17 protein-coding genes are annotated in these 18,606 nt (G+C 56.3%); all 17 read left to right on the top strand.

The window, feature by feature from the left end:
• Positions 1-136: 136 nt before the first annotated feature.
• The 17 genes from gcvT to KWG64_RS23325 all read left to right on the top strand — a co-directional run bounded on the left by gcvT (position 137) and on the right by KWG64_RS23325 (position 18,596).
• Complete coding sequence (gene gcvT / locus KWG64_RS23405; RefSeq protein ID WP_218523281.1) at positions 137-1,234, top strand: glycine cleavage system aminomethyltransferase GcvT; 1,098 nt, start codon at positions 137-139, stop codon at positions 1,232-1,234.
• 53 nt (positions 1,235-1,287) lie between these two features.
• Positions 1,288-1,674 carry a glycine cleavage system protein GcvH gene (gene gcvH, locus KWG64_RS23400; protein ID WP_195823729.1) on the top strand — a complete coding sequence of 129 codons (387 nt, stop codon included), beginning with the start codon at positions 1,288-1,290 and terminating at the stop codon, positions 1,672-1,674.
• Between the two features lie 109 nt (positions 1,675-1,783).
• Positions 1,784-4,657 carry an aminomethyl-transferring glycine dehydrogenase gene (gcvP, locus tag KWG64_RS23395; protein ID WP_218523280.1) on the top strand — a complete coding sequence of 958 codons (2,874 nt, stop codon included), beginning with the start codon at positions 1,784-1,786 and terminating at the stop codon, positions 4,655-4,657.
• Positions 4,658-4,862: 205 nt separating this feature from the next.
• Positions 4,863-5,606 carry an SDR family oxidoreductase gene (locus KWG64_RS23390; RefSeq protein ID WP_218523279.1) on the top strand — a complete coding sequence of 248 codons (744 nt, stop codon included), beginning with the start codon at positions 4,863-4,865 and terminating at the stop codon, positions 5,604-5,606.
• A 330-nt stretch (positions 5,607-5,936) separates the two neighbouring features.
• Positions 5,937-6,794, top strand: coding sequence for a DeoR/GlpR family DNA-binding transcription regulator (locus KWG64_RS23385; protein ID WP_101075362.1), 858 nt, complete (start codon positions 5,937-5,939; stop codon positions 6,792-6,794).
• 18 nt (positions 6,795-6,812) lie between these two features.
• Positions 6,813-7,799: a substrate-binding domain-containing protein gene (locus KWG64_RS23380; protein WP_206738862.1), complete on the top strand. Its 987-nt coding sequence runs from the start codon at positions 6,813-6,815 to the stop codon at positions 7,797-7,799.
• Positions 7,800-7,801: 2 nt separating this feature from the next.
• Complete coding sequence (locus KWG64_RS23375; RefSeq protein ID WP_218523278.1) at positions 7,802-9,334, top strand: sugar ABC transporter ATP-binding protein; 1,533 nt, start codon at positions 7,802-7,804, stop codon at positions 9,332-9,334.
• Positions 9,327-10,316 (top strand): ABC transporter permease, encoded by a 990-nt coding sequence (locus KWG64_RS23370; RefSeq protein WP_195823725.1) that lies wholly within the window; start codon positions 9,327-9,329, stop codon positions 10,314-10,316. Before KWG64_RS23375 ends, KWG64_RS23370 begins: the two co-directional genes overlap by 8 nt.
• Positions 10,317-10,378: 62 nt before the next feature.
• A complete protein-coding gene (locus KWG64_RS23365; protein ID WP_218523298.1) occupies positions 10,379-11,416 on the top strand; it encodes an ABC transporter permease in 1,038 nt (345 codons plus the stop codon).
• A gap of 50 nt (positions 11,417-11,466) precedes the next feature.
• Positions 11,467-12,147, top strand: a complete 681-nt coding sequence (gene alsE, locus KWG64_RS23360; RefSeq protein ID WP_218523277.1) for a D-allulose 6-phosphate 3-epimerase — start codon at positions 11,467-11,469, stop codon at positions 12,145-12,147.
• A 15-nt stretch (positions 12,148-12,162) separates the two neighbouring features.
• Complete coding sequence (gene alsK / locus KWG64_RS23355) at positions 12,163-13,095, top strand: allose kinase (RefSeq protein ID WP_195823723.1); 933 nt, start codon at positions 12,163-12,165, stop codon at positions 13,093-13,095.
• A complete protein-coding gene (rbsK, locus tag KWG64_RS23350; protein WP_101075368.1) occupies positions 13,092-14,024 on the top strand; it encodes a ribokinase in 933 nt (310 codons plus the stop codon). The genes alsK and rbsK overlap by 4 nt, the downstream gene beginning before the upstream one ends.
• 417 nt (positions 14,025-14,441) lie before the next feature.
• A complete protein-coding gene (locus KWG64_RS23345; protein ID WP_217154009.1) occupies positions 14,442-14,744 on the top strand; it encodes a hypothetical protein in 303 nt (100 codons plus the stop codon).
• 166 nt (positions 14,745-14,910) lie between these two features.
• On the top strand, positions 14,911-15,783 hold the full coding sequence (locus KWG64_RS23340) for a carbohydrate ABC transporter permease (RefSeq protein WP_195823722.1): 873 nt from the start codon (positions 14,911-14,913) through the stop codon (positions 15,781-15,783).
• Complete coding sequence (locus KWG64_RS23335) at positions 15,773-16,657, top strand: carbohydrate ABC transporter permease (protein ID WP_101075372.1); 885 nt, start codon at positions 15,773-15,775, stop codon at positions 16,655-16,657. The genes KWG64_RS23340 and KWG64_RS23335 overlap by 11 nt, the downstream gene beginning before the upstream one ends.
• A gap of 11 nt (positions 16,658-16,668) precedes the next feature.
• On the top strand, positions 16,669-17,496 hold the full coding sequence (locus tag KWG64_RS23330; RefSeq protein WP_218523276.1) for a phosphodiesterase: 828 nt from the start codon (positions 16,669-16,671) through the stop codon (positions 17,494-17,496).
• Positions 17,496-18,596, top strand: a complete 1,101-nt coding sequence (locus KWG64_RS23325) for an ABC transporter ATP-binding protein (protein ID WP_195823995.1) — start codon at positions 17,496-17,498, stop codon at positions 18,594-18,596. The genes KWG64_RS23330 and KWG64_RS23325 overlap by 1 nt, the downstream gene beginning before the upstream one ends.
• Positions 18,597-18,606: the final 10 nt, after the last annotated feature.

Below are 18,606 nucleotides of genomic sequence, written 5' to 3'. Positions count from 1 at the left end.
CTGACATTCGTTCTGCTCTACATATTTTATCTTATGGTTAGCAGGGGAATTCAGTGGTAAGTTCAAATAAAGGGTATCGTTTGCGCTCCCTGTCATTTTTACATTTTCAGGCAGCCTTTTCGTCATGAGGAATAAGATGGTTAAGCAGACTCAGCTTTATGAACAACACGTGGCGTGCGGTGCGCGTATGGTCGATTTCCACGGCTGGATGATGCCTTTGCATTACGGCTCGCAGCTGGATGAGCACCACATTGTGCGTCAGGACGCCGGTATGTTTGACGTCTCGCACATGACCATCGTTGACCTTCACGGCGCACGGACCCGCGAATTCCTCCGTTACCTTCTGGCGAATGACGTCGCCAAACTCACCGTCCCGGGCAAAGCCCTTTACACCGGCATGCTCAATGCGTCCGGCGGCGTGATCGACGACCTGATTGTTTACTTCCTCACTGAAGATTATTTCCGCCTGGTGGTGAATTCCGCCACCCGTGAAAAGGATCTGGCATGGATTTCGCAGCATGCAGAACCGTACGGCATCGAACTGACCGTGCGTGATGACTTAGCGCTGGTTGCCGTTCAGGGGCCGCAGGCGAAAGAAAAAGCCGAAACGCTGTTCACCGCTGAACAAAAACAAGCCGTCGCTGGCATGAAACCGTTCTTCGGCGTGCAGGCGGGCGACCTCTTTATTGCCACGACCGGCTACACCGGTGAAGCCGGTTATGAAATCGCACTGCCGCAGGAGCAGGTGGCTGATTTCTGGCAAAAATTACTGGCCGCAGGCGTTAAACCTGCCGGGCTCGGCGCGCGTGACACGCTGCGTCTGGAAGCTGGCATGAACCTCTACGGTCAGGAAATGGATGAAGGCGTTTCACCGCTGGCGGCCAATATGGGCTGGACCATCGCGTGGGCACCGGAAGACCGCAACTTTATTGGCCGTGACGCACTGGAAAGACAGCGCGAGCAGGGCACCGAACAGCTTGTTGGCTTAGTGATGACAGAGAAAGGCGTGCTGCGTAACGAACTGCCGGTGCGATTTACCGACGGCGCGGGCAATACGCAGGAAGGCGTGATCACCAGCGGCTCATTCTCCCCGACTCTCGGCTACAGTATTGCTCTGGCACGCGTTCCGGCGGGCATTGGCGAAAACGCTATTGTTCAAATCCGTAACCGCGAAATGCCGGTAAAAGTCACCAAACCAGGCTTTGTCCGTAACGGCAAACCGCTGGCGCAGTAACCCATTCGATTAGCTGATTTATAAAAATTTAAAACGTTTTCAGGAGATTAAAGATGAGCAATGTGCCAGCAGATTTGAAATACGCGTCTTCCCACGAGTGGGTGCGTTCAGAAGGCAACGGCGTTTACACCGTAGGGATCACCGAACACGCACAGGAATTACTGGGCGACATGGTCTTTGTAGACCTGCCAGAAGTGGGCCGTGAAGTTGCCGCAGGCGAAGACTGCGCGGTCGCGGAATCCGTTAAAGCGGCGTCCGATATTTACTCCCCAATCAGCGGCGAAATCGTGGCTGTGAACGGCGAGCTGGAAGGTTCTCCGGAGCTGGTCAACAGCGAGCCGTACGGCGCAGGTTTCCTGTTCCAGATTAAAGCCTCAGACGAAGCCGAACTGGCTAATCTTCTGGATGCAGAAGCCTACTCAGCTTCAATCGAAGAGTAATCAAGACTGCAATGCCCGCCCCGCAACCCGTTTGCGGGGCGAATTCAAGACCCGTAGCTTTTGTCAGTATCCCAAGACACCTCCAGCAGATTTCAGGAATGCGTAGCAAATGACTCAGACTCTCAGCCAACTCGAAAACAGCGAAGCCTTTATCGGCCGTCACATTGGTCCGTCTTCTCAGCAGCAGCAACAGATGCTGGACACGGTCGGTGCAGACTCGTTAAACGCGCTGATCCAGCAGATCGTTCCGGTCGATATTCAGCTGCCGGGGCCACCGGCCGTCGGCGATGCCGTGACAGAACATCAGGCGCTGGCTGAGCTGAAAGCCATTGCCAGCCAGAATCAGCGTTATAAATCCTACATTGGTATGGGTTACAGCGCAGTGCTGACGCCGCCGGTGATCCTGCGCAACATGCTGGAAAATCCGGGCTGGTACACCGCGTACACGCCATATCAGCCGGAAGTGTCTCAGGGCCGCCTCGAAGCGCTGCTCAACTTCCAGCAACTGACGCTGGATCTGACCGGTCTGGATCTGGCTTCTGCGTCGTTGCTCGATGAAGCAACCGCTGCCGCCGAAGCTATGGCGCTGGCGAAACGCGCCAGCAAACTGAAAGATGCTAACCGTTTCTTCGTGGCGGATGACGTACATCCGCAAACGCTGGACGTTGTCCGCACCCGTGCGGAAACTTTCGGCTTTGACGTTATCGTTGATAAAGCAGAAAAAGTGCTCGATCTGGAAGGCGTCTTCGGCGTGCTTTTACAACAGGTCGGCACCACCGGTGAAGTTCACGATTACACCGCGCTGCTGGGCGAACTGAAATCCCGCAAAATTGTGACCAGCGTTGCCGCTGATATTATGGCGCTGGTTCTGCTGGCCGCGCCGGGCAAACAGGGCGCTGACGTGGTCTTCGGTTCCGCGCAACGCTTTGGCGTGCCGATGGGTTACGGCGGCCCGCACGCCGCGTTCTTCGCCTGCCGCGACGAGTTCAAACGCTCCATGCCGGGCCGCATTATTGGTGTTTCCCGTGACGCCGCCGGGAAAACCGCGCTGCGTATGGCGATGCAAACCCGCGAACAGCATATCCGCCGCGAAAAAGCCAACTCCAACATCTGTACCTCGCAGGTTTTACTGGCGAATATTGCCAGCCTGTATGCGGTATTCCACGGCCCTGAAGGCCTGAAACGCATTGCATCACGCATTCACCGTCTGACCGACATTCTGGCTTCTGGCCTGAAACAGGGCGGCCTGACCCTGCGTCACAACACCTGGTTTGACACGCTGACCGTTGAAGTCAAAGACAAAGCTGCCGTGCTGGAACGCGCGCTGAGCTTTGGTCTGAACCTGCGCACCGACATTCACGGTGCCGTAGGCGTGACGCTCGACGAAGCGACGTCCCGTGAAGATGTGCAGATCCTGTTCGCCGCCCTGCTGGGTGACGACAACGGTCTGGACATCGACAAACTGGATAAAGCCGCATCGACCGACAGCAACTCGATTCCTGCCGCGATGCTGCGTGTGGACCCGATTCTGACGCACCCGGTTTTCAATCAGTACCACAGCGAAACCGAGATGATGCGTTACATGCACCGTCTGGAAAAAAAGGATCTGGCGCTGAATCAGGCGATGATCCCGCTGGGTTCCTGCACCATGAAACTGAATGCTGCGGCCGAAATGATCCCGATCACCTGGCCGGAATTTGCTGAATTGCACCCGTTCTGCCCGACAGAACAGGCCGCCGGCTATCAGCAAATGATTGGTCAGTTGTCACAGTGGCTGGTGCAGCTGACCGGTTACGATGCGGTGTGTATGCAGCCAAACTCCGGTGCGCAGGGTGAATATGCGGGCCTGCTGGCGATCCGTCGTTACCACGAAAGCCGTAACGAAAGCAGCCGTCACATCTGCCTGATCCCAAGTTCAGCGCACGGCACTAACCCGGCTTCCGCCCAGATGGCGAGCATGACGGTGGTGGTGGTGGCCTGCGACAAACAGGGCAACATTGATTTGAGCGATTTGCGTGAGAAAGCGGCGAAAGCGGGCGATGAGCTGTCGTGCATTATGGTCACTTATCCTTCCACGCACGGCGTTTACGAAGAAACGATCCGCGAAGTTTGCCAGATTGTGCATCAGTACGGCGGTCAGGTTTACCTCGACGGCGCGAACATGAATGCCCAGGTCGGCATCACCACGCCGGGTTACATCGGCGCGGACGTTTCGCACCTTAACCTGCATAAAACCTTCTGCATCCCGCACGGCGGTGGCGGTCCGGGTATGGGACCGATCGGCGTGAAAGCGCATCTGGCACCGTTTGTTCCGGGCCACAGCGTCGTGCAGATTGACGGTGTCCTGACGCAAAACGGCGCAGTTTCTGCGGCACCGTTTGGCAGCGCGTCTATCCTGCCAATCAGCTGGATGTACATCCGCATGATGGGCGCGGAAGGTCTGAAACAAGCCAGTCAGGTTGCGATCCTGAATGCGAACTACATCGCTACCCGTCTGAAAGACGCGTATCCGGTGCTCTACACCGGCCGTGATGGTCGCGTGGCGCACGAATGTATTCTGGATATCCGTCCGCTGAAAGAGACCGTTGGTATCAGCGAAATGGACATCGCCAAGCGTCTGATCGACTACGGTTTCCACGCGCCAACCATGTCATTCCCGGTTGCGGGTACGCTGATGGTTGAACCGACCGAATCCGAAAGCAAAGTGGAGCTGGATCGCTTTATCGATGCGCTGCTGTCCATCCGCAAAGAAATTGATCGTGTAGCGAAAGGCGAATGGCCGCTGGCCGATAACCCGCTGGTGAACGCACCGCACGTACAAAATGAGCTGGTGAACGAGTGGAACCACCCGTACACCCGCGAAGTGGCCGTGTTCCCGGCAGGTGATGAGAATAAATACTGGCCGACGGTGAAACGTCTCGATGACGTTTACGGAGACAGGAACTTGTTCTGTTCATGCGTGCCGATGAGTGATTACAAGTAAGGCCTGAACCGGCCTCGAACGGCTCCCTCCCCTGCGAAGGGGAGGGTTGGGGTGGGGTATTACAGCAAAATGCCTATATTGAAGTTTCCCCAAATTATTGTTTTTGGTGCTAAACCCCCTCCCAACCTCCCCCTTCGCAGGGGGAGGAGCAAACCAACGTCGTATCCTTCCCTAATTTCCGGCATTTTCCCAAAGGAGCCCAGCAATGAATATTGCCCTCGTCACCGGCGGTAGCCGCGGTATCGGCCGTGCAACCGCGATCCTCCTCGCGCAGCAGGGTTACGCCGTCGGCGTCAACTATCTGAATAACGAAACCGCTGCACAATCCGTCGTCGATGAAATTCAACAGGCTGGTGGCAAAGCCATCGCGCTTCAGGCTGATATTGCCGACGAAACGCAGGTGGTCGCGATGTTTAAACGCCTGGGCGAAGAACTCGGGACAATCACCGCGCTGGTGAATAATGCCGGAATTCTGTTCCAGCAGACGACGATTGAAAACCTCTCGGCGGAGCGGATTAATAAAGTGCTGTCCACCAACGTGACGGGCTATTTCCTGTGCAGCCGCGAGGCGGTGAAAATCATGTCGCACCGGCACGGCGGAAAGGGCGGGACGATTGTGAATGTCTCCTCGGCGGCTGCCCGTCTGGGTGCGCCGGGCGAATATGTTGATTATGCCGCGTCGAAAGGGGCGGTGGATACCCTGACCACCGGTCTGGCACTGGAAGTGGCGGCGTACGGTATTCGCGTAAACTGCGTGCGGCCCGGTCTGATTTATACCGAAATGCACGCCAGCGGCGGTGAGCCGGGGCGCGTCGATCGCGTGAAGGCCAATCTGCCGATGCAGCGCGGTGGCCAGCCGGAAGAAGTGGCGCAGGCGATTTACTGGCTGCTCTCCGATTCCTCCTCCTACGTCACCGGCAGCTTTCTCGATCTGGCGGGTGGGAGATAATACTTTCTTCGGATGCAGAAGCGCCTTAAGGCGCTTTTTTTATGTCCAAACGGTCAACTCCACACAAACGGTCATAACAGGTCATGGGAAACCACGAGGAATTGTGACCGTTTGCAAAACTGTTGCTGTCTTGTTGCAACGCAAATGACGATTTAATGCCGTTCCCGCCACAGATCCAAACTTTAACATTTCATCTTTTCTCATCTTTTCGTGACAACTATCACATGACGGCGGTGGCAAAAAATGCACACAGCCGCGTTTGAGGCACTGCGCATTCCACAACCACCGGGCTGCGTATCCTGTTTGACATCGGGAAAGAGGAATCACCACATGCTGCCAGTAGAGCGACATCGTTTTATTACCGAAATTCTCACCCAGCGCGGACGCATTCTGGTACAGGAAGTGGCGCAGTTATGCCGTATCTCGCTGGAAACGGCGCGGCGGGATCTGGCGCTGCTGGAAAAGCGCGGCGTGCTGTTACGTAGCCACGGCGGCGCGGTCTTTACGGAACATTCGGCGGGCGAAAAAACCTATGTGCCGTCGCAGATTGAACAAGGCGAATCGTTTCGCGACCGCAGTAATCAGTCGCCTGACAGCAAAACGCGCATCGCCAAACGCGCATTGCAGCTGATTAATCCGGGTGATTGCCTGCTGCTCGACAGCAGTTCGACCAGCTGGTATCTGGCGCGCCAGTTGCCCGATATTCAGCTGGTGGTGCTGACCAACTCAGTGCAGATCATCCAGACGCTGTCGGTGAAAGCCAATGTGCGCACCATCGGTTTAGGCGGTGAATATTCGGCGAAATATGAAGATTTCGTCGGCGTGCTGGCCGAGCAAATGCTGAAAGAGTTCGTCATCAACAAACTGTTTTTCTCCTGTCACGGCATCAGCCATGAAGGCGGTATCCGTGAAAGCAACGAGCATCACGCGCGGCTGAAACAGCAAATGCTGCTTTCCTCCGAGCACAAAATTTTGCTGGCTGACTCCAGCAAATTCGGCCGCCGCTCTTTTGCGCGGATCTGCCACTACCGGGAAATCGACACACTGATAACAGACCATCTGGAGGATGAGGAATTCCGCCAGGAACTGGCCTGGAGCAACGTTAACGTGATTGAAGTTTCTCCGTCACCCCTACAGAAAAAAACTAAAAACAACCGCAACGGCCCGTTTGCTGCGGTAAATAACTGACCTCCCAGGAGAGTAAACATGATCAAGAAATCCGTTCTTGCCTGCCTGTTCGCCACAGCCATGTTGTCCCTGTCAGCACACGCCGCTGACAAAATTCGCATGGGCGTGGTGGTGAAAGTCGGCGGTAACGCCTGGTTCAACGCGATGGAAGCCGGGATCAAAAGCGAAGCGGCGAAACGCGGGATCGACGCATGGCAGGTCGGCCCGACCAGCGCCGATCCGGCGTTGCAGGTGCGTGCGATTGAAGATCTGATCGCCCAGAAAGTGGATGTGATCGGCGTGGTGCCCAACGATGCCCGCGTGCTGGAGCCGGTGCTGAAACGCGCACACGACGCCGGGATCAAAGTCATCGTGCATGAATCGCCGGATCAGAAATACGCCGACTGGGATTTCGAAATGGTCGACGCCACCCAGCACGGCATTAACCACATGATCGCCCTCGCACAATGTATGAAAGAAAAAGGCGATTACGCGGTGTACGTCGGCAGCCTGACCGTGCCTCTGCATCAGAAATGGGCCGACGCGGCCATCAATTATCAGAAAGAACATTATCCGAACATGCACCTGGTCGGTGACAAATTCGGTGTCGGCGAATCGCTTGATGACAGCATCCGAACCACCAACGACCTGATGTCTAAAGACGCCAACCTGAAAGGCATTCTGGCGATCGGTTCACAAGGCCCGATCGGCGCAGGCCGCGCGGTGCTTAACCGCGGCAAAACCGATGATGTCTGCGTCTTCGGGCCATTCAGTCCGGGTCAGGGCGCAAGCCTGGTGAAAGCCGGTGCCATCAAAGGCGGCTTTATCTGGAACCCGATGGTGGCCGGTGAAGTCTTCGTGCGCATCGCCGAGAAGCTGGAAAAAGGCGAAAAAATCACTGACGGCATGACCATCGAAGGCATGGGCAAAGTGAAAGTCGATGAAGCCACGCGCACCATTCTGGGCAACGAAACCGAAAGTCTGGATAAAGCGAACCTGCCGAAACTGGTCAAAATGGGGCTGTAATCATGGCAATCTCCGAGATCATTCAAACAGACAACACGCCGCTGATTGATGTACAGAATCTGTCGGTGACCTTTGGCGGACAGCGCGCGCTTAACGACATTTCCCTGCGGCTGATGCCGGGGGAAGTTCACTGCCTGGCGGGCACCAACGGCTGTGGTAAAAGTACGTTGATCAAAGTGATCTCGGGGGTTTATCAGCCGGATAACGGTTGCCGGATCACGCTGGGTTCTGCCACGCAGGGGCTTCAGACGTTCAGCAAACTCAGCCCGGATCAGGCGCGGCAGTTTGGCGTTCAGGTGATCTATCAGGATCTGTCGCTGTTTCCGAACCTGAGCGTGTTTGAAAACATCGCGTTCGACCACAACCTGCAAGGGCTGATGGGCTGGTATCGCCCGTCACGCCTGCGCAACACCGCGCAGCGCATTCTTACTGAACTCAATTACACCTTAGATCTCGACAGCAAAGTGTCGGCGCTGCCGATTGCCCAGCGCCAGCAGGTGGCAATTTGCCGCGCGCTGGTCGCCGATGCGCGGTTAGTCATTATGGATGAACCGACCGCCTCGCTGACCCGCACCGAAGTGAATCAGCTGCTGCGCACCGTGCATTACCTGAAAAACAAAGGCATCAGCGTGGTCTTCGTCAGCCATCGTCTCGACGAAGTGCTGGAGATTTCCGACAGCGTCACGGTCATTCGTGACGGCAAAAAAGTCGGCACTGTCCCGGCCTCTGAGGTCAGCAGCGAGCGCCTGACCGAGCTGATGACCGGCCTCAGACTCGATTACCGCCTGAAAGCCGCCAACATGAATGACGAACGCATCATGCTGGAAGCCGACAAACTCACCCGCGAAGGCCAGTACCACGACGTCAGTTTCAAACTGCACGCCGGCGAAGTGCTCGGCCTGTGCGGCCTGCTCGGTTCCGGACGCACCGAACTGGCGCTAAGCCTGTTTGGTATGACCAAACCGGACAGCGGCAAAATCTACCTCGACAGCAAACCGGTGCGTTTTCGCAGCCATGAAGACGCGATCAAATCCGGCATCGGCTATGTCTCTGAAGACAGGCTGACGCTGGGACTGATCCAGCAGCAATCGGTCGGTGACAACACCGTGCTGGCGATCATGGATCAGCTGCGCAGCCGTTTTCATCTTATCGACGAATACCGCAAAAACAAGATCATCCAGCAGTGGATCGAAAAACTCGGCGTCAAAGTCGCGAACCCGGATCAGGCGATTTCCACGCTGTCCGGCGGCAATCAGCAAAAAATCGTGCTGGCGAAATGGGTGCTGACGCAGCCGAAGATCCTGATCCTCGATTCACCGACCGTCGGCGTGGACGTCGGCGCGAAAGCCAGTATTTACCAGCTGGTGCACCAGCTGGCGGAAGAGGGCATTTCGATCCTGCTGATTTCCGACGAAGTGCCGGAAGTGTATTTCAACTGCGACCGCGTGCTGCATTTCTCCGAAGGCACAGTGAAGGGTGAATATCTTCCGGGCGCGATTACTCAGCAACAGCTTGCGGAGGCGGTCAATGCTTAAGCTCAGCCGGTTACGCCCGTCCAGCAACGAAGGTTATTTAGCCTGGGTTTTGCTGGTGGTTATCGTCACGTTTTCCCTGCTCACCAATCAGTTTCTGACGCTTCAGAACCTGCTCGATCTGACCGAAAGTTATGCCGTCAGCGGCATTTTTGCCCTCGGCTTATTTGTGGTGCTGGTCACCGGCGGCATTGATATTTCCTTCGCGGCGGTCGCTTCCGTCGTGCAGTACCTCATCGCCACGCTGGCCATTCATTATGGCCTGAGCAGCCCGACAGGCAGCATTTTACTGGCGATCGCGATCGGCACCGTCCTCGGGATGATCAACGCCATCCTGATCTACTGCCTGCGCATTGTCTCGATCATCGTCACCATCAGCATGCAGTCACTGCTGTTCGGCATGCTGATGTGGCTGACCAACGGCACCAGCCTCTACGACCTGCCGGACTGGCTGACCACGCCGATCCGCGTCCTGCCGTTCAGCGTCGGCGAGCAGCATTACCAGATTGGCCTGCCGGTTGTCGTGATGCTGGCGGTGGCAGCGCTGAGCTGGATTTTACTCAACAAAACGCATCTGGGCCGTCAGCTGTTTGCGGTCGGTGGTGATCAGGAATCCGCGCGCCGCATTGGCATCCGCGTCGGTCTGCTGCACCTGTTTGCGTACGGCTATCTCGGCGCGATGGCGGCGATTGGCGGGCTGGTTCAGGTCTACCGCGTCGGCGAAGTCGTGCCGAATGCGCTGGTCGGCGGCGAGCTGGATGTTCTGGCTGCCGCGGTGCTCGGCGGCGCCAGCCTTAACGGCGGCAAAGGCAGCGTGGTCGGCACACTGATGGGCGTGTTCCTGATTGGCGTGCTGAAAAACGGCCTCAACCTGGTTGGCGTCTCCAGCTACTTCATGAATATCGTCATCGGCGTGGTGATTGTCGCGGCCATCACCGTCACCCATTACAAGAAACGCAAAGAAACCGAAGTCGGCTTCGCCTGAGGAAAACCGCTATGTTCGCGAAAAGCAGAAATGTGAATCTTAAAGACCGGCCACGGCTGAAAATGGCTTCCCTGAAAATAGCTTCCCTGAAAATAGACAACACCACACTGGGATTATCGCTGTTGCTGCTGGTGGTCATTATCGGTTTCAGCCTGGCGATGCCGGGGCGATTCTTCAGTGACGCCACCTTTATGAGCGTCGCGTTTCAGCTGCCTGAACTCGGTTTGCTGACGCTGGCGATGTTTATCCCGATCCTCAGCGGCGGCCTGAACCTGTGCATTATTGCCACCGCTAACCTGACCAGCCTGCTGATGGCGTGGGTGTTTCTGACCTGGCTGCCGCCCGATGCCAGCATGGCGATGCAGGCGGTCTGGCTGACCGTGGCGCTGGTTGGCGCAATGATTCTGGCGTTGGTCATCGGCATGCTGACCGGTGCGCTGGTGGCCTACGTCGGGGCGCATCCGATTCTGGTCACGCTCGCCACCATGACGATGGTGAACGGCGTCGGCATCTATCTCTCACGCGGAGCGGCCATCAGCGGCATGCCGGACATCGTGCGCTTTATCGGCGCGGAAACGCTGCTCGGCGTACCGGTTCCGCTGATTATCTTCCTGCTGACGGCGGTGCTCATCGCAGTATTCCTCGAACGCACGCGCCTGGGCAAATACATCTACATGAGCGGCAGCAACATCAACGCCACCCATTTCAGCGGCGTCAACACGCACCGTGTCCTCATCGCCATTTACGTGATTTCCAGCATGTTATGCGTGATTGCCGGGCTGGTGATGATGGCGCGCTTCAACTCTGCGCGTATGGGCTACGGCGATTCTTACCTGCTGCTGACCGTGCTGGCGATCATTTTAGGCGGCACCGATCCGAACGGCGGATTCGGCAAAGTAGCGGGCGTGGTGCTCTCGCTGATTGTCCTCCAGGTAATTTCTACCGGCCTGAATCTGTTGAACGTCAGCCCGCATTTCAGCCTGGCGATGTGGGGCGCGGTACTGATTGTGGTGCTGGCGCTGAAATTCTTCCGTGCCCGTTTCCTGCAAAAACGCGCAGGACGCATGAGCGCCGCCAAAGCGCGGGCTGCACAACCTTAACCCTTATTTTTAAAGCTTATTTTAATAGCCTCTGACCTTAGGAAAACATCATGGAATACAAAATTTCTCCGTCGCTGATGTGCATGAGCCTGATAGACATCAGACAGCAACTTGAGGTGCTTAACCGCCGCGCTGACATGCTGCACATCGACATCATGGACGGCCATTACGTCAAAAACATCACGCTGTCGCCGTTCTTCATCGAACAGATCCGCCCGCATACGTCGCTGGTTCTGGACGTGCATATGATGGTGGAAAATCCGTCCGACTTTATCGAACCGATAGCCAGAGCCGGTGCTGATTTTATTTGCCCGCACGCCGAAACCATCAACCGCGACGCGTTCCGCATCATCAACCAGATCCGTTCTCTGGGTAAAAAGGTCGGCGTGGTACTTAACCCTGCGACGCCGGTGGAATACATCCAGCACTACATTCATCTGCTGGATAAAATTACCGTCATGACTGTCGATCCGGGCTACGCCGGGCAGCCGTTCATCCCGGAAATGCTGGGCAAAATTGCCCAGCTGCGCGATCTCAAACAGCAAAAAGGCTACCGCTATCTGATCGAAATCGACGGATCCTGCAACCTGCGGACGTATCAGGATCTGATGTCTGCGGGCGCGGAAGTGTTGATCGTCGGCAGTTCCGGCCTGTTCACGCTCGACAGCGATCTGGATATTGCCTGGGACAAAATGCTCGATCAGATGCGTCAGGCGCGTCACGCAGCCTGAGGGCAGGAGAGCCGTATGCCGCATTTTCTTGGAGTGGACGTCGGGGGCACCAATACCCGTTTAATGCTGATGGACAGCCAGCAAAATTTTCGCGGCTACCACAAAACCCCGACACAAAGTTGGGCAGGGCAAAGTGACCCGCTGAGCGGGCTGGAAGCACTGATCCGCGGGTATCTGGATGCGCAGGATCCGCATCATCAGGTGGCACAGGTGATGCTCGGTTTGCCGGGGATCTTATCCCGCGACCGGCAAACCGTGTTATCGCTGCCGTTTATTTCCGCGCTGGATAATCAGCCGGTCGCGGAGCAGCTTGCGCAGCGGCTGCATCTGCCGGTGACGATGGATAAAGACGTTAACCATCTGATGTGGTGGGATTTACTTCAGCACGACGCGCTGCCGGACGTCGCCGTCGGCCTGTATCTGGGCACCGGTCTGGGCAACAGTTTGTGGATTAACGGCGATTTTTATCATGGTGCACATGGCGGTGCGGGCGAGCTAGGGCACATTCCGCTGGCAGGCAATCCGCTGTTGTGTCCTTGCGGCAAAACCGGGTGCGTAGAAACGCTGACGTCCGGCAACTGGCTGACCGGCTGGGCGCGGCAGCACGCACCGCAAACGCCGTTCGCCGAACTGTTTGTGCGTCACGCAGAACATGTGGATTTAACCGAATTTGTAGCGCGTCTGGCGCGGACGGTCGCCAGTGAAATGAACATTCTGGACCCGGAATATCTGGTGCTCGGCGGCGGTGTGCTGGCGATGGAGAATTTCCCGCTGGCGCAGCTTGAACAGCAGTTGCGCAGCCATCTGCGCAGCCCGTATCCGGCGAACGGACTGAAGATCCACTTCAGCGCCGTCACCGATGAGACCGGCTGCCGCGGCGCCTGTCTGGCCGCACAACGCGTTTTTCAGTCGCAGTCACGACCGTTTTCTTTCAGGAGAGAGGCATGAAAAAAGGCAAGGTATGCGTATTTGGTTCTTTCAACCTCGACATCGTCGCTGGCATGGCGCGTTTCCCCAAACCGGGAGAATCCCTGATTGCACGCAACAGCATGATGGGCGCGGGTGGAAAGGGCGCGAATCAGGCGGTTGCCGCACTGCGCGCCGGTGCGCGGGTGCATTACATCGGAAAAGTCGGGCGTGATGATTTCGGTATGTTCGCCCGCCGCCACCTCGACAACGCCGGTTTCGACGCCGTCACGCTGTTTTCCACCAGCGAATGCCCGACCGGTAATGCGCTGATTTACGTCGCCGGTGCGGACGCGGAAAACATGATAGCGGTCGATCCGGGCGCGAACCTGACGGTCACCGACGAAGAAGTCGAACAATGCCGCCCGGCGGTAGCCGCCGCCGATATCCTGCTGACGCAGCTGGAAAATAATCTTCCGGCTATCGAAAAGCTGATCAACATCGCCAGGGAAAACGGGACGTACATTATCCTCAACCCCGCGCCGTTCCAGCCGGTTTCCGACCACCTGCTGGCGCAGGTCGATTTGCTCACGCCCAACGCCACTGAATGCACATTGCTGACCGGCATTGAGGTTCACGATATTCCATCCGCTAAGCGCGCCGCCCACGCGCTGCACGCCAAAGGCATTCAGGCACTGATCGTCACGCTCGGCACGCAGGGCGCGCTGCTCTCCGTGAATGGCGAAACGCAGATCATCGCCGCCTGCCCGGCCACACCGGTCGATACCACCGGCGCAGGCGATGCCTTCAACGGCGCATTAGCCTCGCAACTCGCCGCCGGTTCCACGCTCTCCGAAGCCGCACAATTTGCCTCCGCGTACGCATCTGTTTGTGTGGAAAGAGCAGGGGCTGCGGCATCGATGCCGACCTATGAAGAAGCACGGGAAAGGATGGGTGTTGGTGTGGTTTGATATTTCACTGAATGATCAGCCCGCACAAAGCTCAATTTTCGAATTCGCCATTAATACCCCACCCCAGCCCTCCCCTTCGCAGGGGAGGGAACAGGAGTCATTCCTGCGAGACGCCTTCCAAATACCAAAGTAACTTCCTGTAAATCCATACAGTCTGTTTCATTGGCAAAATCATCGGAATATAGTCACCTCGCTGCGGCAAAATCCGTAGCCGGACTTGGAACTCCGATTATCTGGAACTGAAAAAACTTGTTTTTTTTCAGCGGCTACGTGCACACTTCAATTCGTGGCTCAGGCAGGGCAATCTTTATGATTGGCCGGTCGCTAGATCCGGAGTTCCAAACCTGTCTGAGTCACTCCTTTAGTTTGGAACCTGAAGGCGTGATGAAACTTAAATCTAGTAATGGAATGATCATCATGACAACAACCGAAACCCAATACCCTGAAAACTCCATCACCGCTTTTCGCACTTTGATTTCCGATATGGATCTCAGCAACTTCACCGAACCCCAGCTTTATGATCTTGGCGCGGTCGCCTCTGAATCTGCCGAAGGCCTTTGCCATGGTTTGCTCTGTCTGAGCGAGGGCCTGGAAAGCGGAGAGCTTTTGCCGCCGGAAGGTGTGGCGCAGGTGAGCGCGTACATCAAAGCCACGGCGCATGTTTTGCCTGCTTTGTTTGAGTTGTCGGAAAAAGCCGGGAACGCGCTGGCGAGGTCGTGAGTTCAGGGTTAATGATTTTAAGGCCGGCAATACGCCGGTCTTTTCCTCCTATTTGCTCAGTAACATTCGCTCATTTTTCATTCAAATAACCATCACATAACCGCCATGTAACTGACACACATTCCCGACAGGATAGGCACCTTATTTGGCTGACCGGTATCCTGTAATGCGCCGTTTGTTGTTCCCTTATCTTGTTTTGCTGCCGACGCTGATTTTTCTGTTTCTGTTCACCTATTACCCTTTATTCCAGTCAGCGATGGACAGCCTCTTTGACAGCCGTCTGTCGTCGGACGCGCCGCCGTTTGCGGGTCTGCAAAACTATCTGCGTCTGGTTCAGGACTCCGTTTTCTGGCGTGCGCTGCTCAATAATCTGGCTTACATCCTGATGACCGTGATCCCCGGCATCGTGCTGGCGCTGCTGCTGGCCGTTGCGCTGTGGGAAAATACCTCGCTGAACCGCTGGCTGCGTACCGCGTTTTTCTTCCCGATGATCATTCCTCTCGTCAGCGCCGCCACCCTATGGCTGTTCATTTTTATGCCCGGCATGGGGCTGCTTGATTACTACCTGGCGAAAATGTTCGGGCCGATGAACAACAACTATCTCGGCATGAGCAACAGCGCGCTGATTGCCCTGAGCGTTATAGGTGTATGGAAATTTGCCGGGTATTACATGCTGTTTTTCCTCGCCGGATTGCAGTCGATTCCCGCTTCTGCCCGTGAAGCGGCGCTGATGGAAGGGGCGTCGCGCCCGCAGGTTTTCTTCTATGTCACGTTGCCCCTGCTGCGCCCGACCATCAGTTTTGTGGTCACGATTGCGCTGATTTACTCGATTACCCAGATTGATCACGTCGCCGTGATGACGCAGGGCGGGCCGAATAACGCTACTACGGTGTTGCTGTATTACATCCAGAGCCTCGCCAACGACACGCACGATTTAGGCAAAGCGTCAGCGGCGACTTTCCTGACGCTGGTGCTGTTGTTTGGTTTTTCGATGCTGAATCTGCGCGTACTGGAAAGAGGGGCTCACTATGAGCGTTGAAACATTGATGACTCAAAAATCGCGCGCCGTGCCGCGATCTTCCGGGCTGCTGCTGCGCGGTGCCCGCCGTTCGACATTGCCGGTTCTGCTGCTCTGCGCCGCGTTTTTATGGATGGCACCTTTCCTGTGGATGCTGTCGTCGGCGTTCAGCGAAAGCAGCTTCGGGCCGGATATGGCCTCGCTGTTGCCCCGTTTCCCGCTGACGCTGCAAAACTTCCGTGATGCCTGGGACAGCGCAGACTGGCTGCGGCTTTACGCCAACACCATTTTCTTCTCGTTCGGCACGTTTCTGGTTCAGCTGGTGACGATTACCACCGCCGGTTACGTCTTCGCGTATCACGAATTTCGCGGCAAACAGACGCTGTTCTACCTGCTGCTCATCCAACTGATGATCATGCCGGTCATCATGATGGTGCCGAACATGATGATCCTCAAACAGTTCGGGCTGCTCAACACATTGACCGGCGTGATGATGCCGTACTTCGCGTCGGCGTTTGGCGTGTTCCTGATGCGTCAGGCGTTTCTCAGTATCCCGCGTGAAATTGAAGAAGCCGCGCTGATGGAAGGCTGCCGCTGGTGGCAGGTGGTATTCCGCGTGCTGATCCCGATGTCATGGCCCGCCATTCTCGCTTTCGCGACCGTCAGTATTACTTATCACTGGAACGAATATCTCTGGCCGCTGATGGTGCTGAACGACCCGGACAAACAGGTGCTCACCGTCGGGCTGGTGTCCTTCGCGATGGGGGCAGAATCGGGCGGTCAGTGGGGATTAATTACTGCGGGGACGCTGATGGTGTGCCTTCCGCTGATGCTGGCGTTCATTATTTTTCAGAAACAGTTCCTGAAGAGCTTCGGTTTTTCGGGGATTAAATAAAGGAGTCTTCCATGTTTTTAGCTCAGATCTCTGATATGCACTTTCGCAGCCACGGCCGCAAACTGTATGACTTTATCGACGTGAACGGCTGTAACGCCGAAGTGGTCAGCCAGCTGAATGCGCTGGAAGAACAACCGGATGCGGTGGTGATCACCGGCGATATCGTTAACTGCGGTCTGCCGCAGGAATACGAGGTGGCGCGCCGCACGCTGGGCAATCTGCGTTATCCGCTGTTTATTATTCCGGGCAATCACGATGACAAAGCGCAGTTTCTGGAAGCGCTGCATCCGCTGTGCCCGCAGCTCGGAAACGACCCGCAAAACATGCGTTATGCCATCGACGATTTCCCGATGCGTTTGCTGTTTGTGGATTCCAGCCTTGCCGGTGAATCGAAAGGTTTTCTGACGCTGGAAACGCTGGCGTGGCTGGAAGGCCAGCTGGAGCAGGGCGGTGATAAACCGACGGCGGTGTTTATGCACCATCCGCCGGTCAAAGTCGGTTCCGCGCAGATGGACGCGATTTCCTGTGAAAATGGCGACCAGTTGCTGGCGCTGATTGACCGTTTCCCGTCGCTGGTTCGCGTGTTCTGCGGCCACACGCACCGCCTGATTTTCACCCAGTACAAACAGGCGATCATCACCACCATTCCCGGCACCGTGCATCAGGTTCCGTACTATTACCACAATCCGGCGCCGTTCTATAACCTCGAACCGGCGGCCTGCGTGATGCACCGTCTGGTGGATAAAACCGGGCTGGTCAGTTATCTGCATCCGCTGTCGCAATATCCGGGACCGTATCTTTACGACGCGCAAATCAGTTGCCCGGTGGATGATCAATGATGTCTGGCATTCGTCTGGAAAATATTACCAAGCAGTTTGAAGGCAGTACGGCGGTGAATCAGCTTTCGCTGGAGATTGCCGACGGCGAATTTCTGGTGCTGGTCGGGCCGTCGGGATGTGGCAAAAGCACCTTGCTGCGTCTGCTGGCGGGTCTGGAAGACGTCAGCGAAGGACGTATTTTGCTCGACGGAACTGACATCACCGCGCAGGCACCGCGTGAACGAAATTTCTCGATGATCTTCCAGAACTACGCGCTGTTCCCGCACATGACCGTTGAACAAAACATCACGTTCGGCATGCGGATGCGCAATGAGCCAAAAGATCAGCATCAGGCGCGGGTCGATCGCGTGGCCGGATTATTGCAACTGGAACCGTTGCTTAAACGCAAGCCGGGCAAATTGTCCGGCGGTCAGCGTCAGCGCGTGGCGATGGCACGCGCGATAGTGCGCGATCCGAAGTTATTTCTGATGGATGAACCGCTGTCGAACCTCGATGCGCGCCTGCGTACCGAAGTGCGCGATGGGATTATGCAGCTGCATCAGCAACTGAAAACCAGCACCGTTTACGTTACGCACGATCAGATGGAAGCCATGACCATGGCCGACCGGATAGCGGTGCTCGATAAAGGCCATCTGCAACAAATCGGCGCGCCGGAAATGCTTTACGCGCACCCGGCCAACCTGTTTGTCGCCGGTTTTATCGGCACGCCGTCGATGAATCTGTTTTTACTGCCGTGTGCCGGTGGCGTGCTGAGCGTCGAAAATCAGCCGGTGCATTTGCCGCAAACTGACCACGCGCAGGCGCTTACTGACGTGTATCTGGGTATCAGACCCGAACACATCAGCGACCGCCCGGTCGACGGCGAAAGCCTGCAATTGCAGGCCACGCTGACCTATCGCGAACTGCTCGGCGCGGAGTATCTCTGCCACGCCGACACCGCGCTCGGCAAGATCCGTTATGTCCGTAAAAACCAGCTGCGGGAAAATACCGGGGATATTCCACAACCCGGCGACCGCATCACTTTGCATTTCTCTTTGCACGACCTTCATCTTTTTTCAGGCCAAAACCAGCAAAACCTGCACCGGGAGAATTTTTTATGAGTAAACGCAT

The organism is Rahnella sp. PD12R, assembly GCF_019200965.1.
Classification (GTDB): Bacteria; Pseudomonadota; Gammaproteobacteria; order Enterobacterales; family Enterobacteriaceae; genus Rahnella; species Rahnella laticis.
This window is presented reverse-complemented; position numbering and strand designations above follow the sequence as displayed.

Bases quoted from the DNA above. Each gene is read 5' to 3' on its own strand.
- KWG64_RS23345 (WP_217154009.1), top strand. From the start codon at position 14,442: ATGACAACAACCGAAACCCAATACCCTGAAAACTCCATCACCGCTTTT.
- alsE (WP_218523277.1), top strand. From the start codon at position 11,467: ATGGAATACAAAATTTCTCCGTCGCTGATGTGCATGAGCCTGATAGAC.
- KWG64_RS23335 (WP_101075372.1), top strand. From the start codon at position 15,773: ATGAGCGTTGAAACATTGATGACTCAAAAATCGCGCGCCGTGCCGCGA.
- KWG64_RS23390 (WP_218523279.1), top strand. From the start codon at position 4,863: ATGAATATTGCCCTCGTCACCGGCGGTAGCCGCGGTATCGGCCGTGCA.
- KWG64_RS23330 (WP_218523276.1), top strand. From the start codon at position 16,669: ATGTTTTTAGCTCAGATCTCTGATATGCACTTTCGCAGCCACGGCCGC.
- gcvP (WP_218523280.1), top strand. From the start codon at position 1,784: ATGACTCAGACTCTCAGCCAACTCGAAAACAGCGAAGCCTTTATCGGC.
- KWG64_RS23340 (WP_195823722.1), top strand. From the start codon at position 14,911: ATGCGCCGTTTGTTGTTCCCTTATCTTGTTTTGCTGCCGACGCTGATT.
- gcvH (WP_195823729.1), top strand. From the start codon at position 1,288: ATGAGCAATGTGCCAGCAGATTTGAAATACGCGTCTTCCCACGAGTGG.
- rbsK (WP_101075368.1), top strand. From the start codon at position 13,092: ATGAAAAAAGGCAAGGTATGCGTATTTGGTTCTTTCAACCTCGACATC.
- gcvT (WP_218523281.1), top strand. From the start codon at position 137: ATGGTTAAGCAGACTCAGCTTTATGAACAACACGTGGCGTGCGGTGCG.
- KWG64_RS23370 (WP_195823725.1), top strand. From the start codon at position 9,327: ATGCTTAAGCTCAGCCGGTTACGCCCGTCCAGCAACGAAGGTTATTTA.
- KWG64_RS23325 (WP_195823995.1), top strand. From the start codon at position 17,496: ATGTCTGGCATTCGTCTGGAAAATATTACCAAGCAGTTTGAAGGCAGT.
- KWG64_RS23375 (WP_218523278.1), top strand. From the start codon at position 7,802: ATGGCAATCTCCGAGATCATTCAAACAGACAACACGCCGCTGATTGAT.
- alsK (WP_195823723.1), top strand. From the start codon at position 12,163: ATGCCGCATTTTCTTGGAGTGGACGTCGGGGGCACCAATACCCGTTTA.
- KWG64_RS23380 (WP_206738862.1), top strand. From the start codon at position 6,813: ATGATCAAGAAATCCGTTCTTGCCTGCCTGTTCGCCACAGCCATGTTG.
- KWG64_RS23365 (WP_218523298.1), top strand. From the start codon at position 10,379: ATGGCTTCCCTGAAAATAGCTTCCCTGAAAATAGACAACACCACACTG.
- KWG64_RS23385 (WP_101075362.1), top strand. From the start codon at position 5,937: ATGCTGCCAGTAGAGCGACATCGTTTTATTACCGAAATTCTCACCCAG.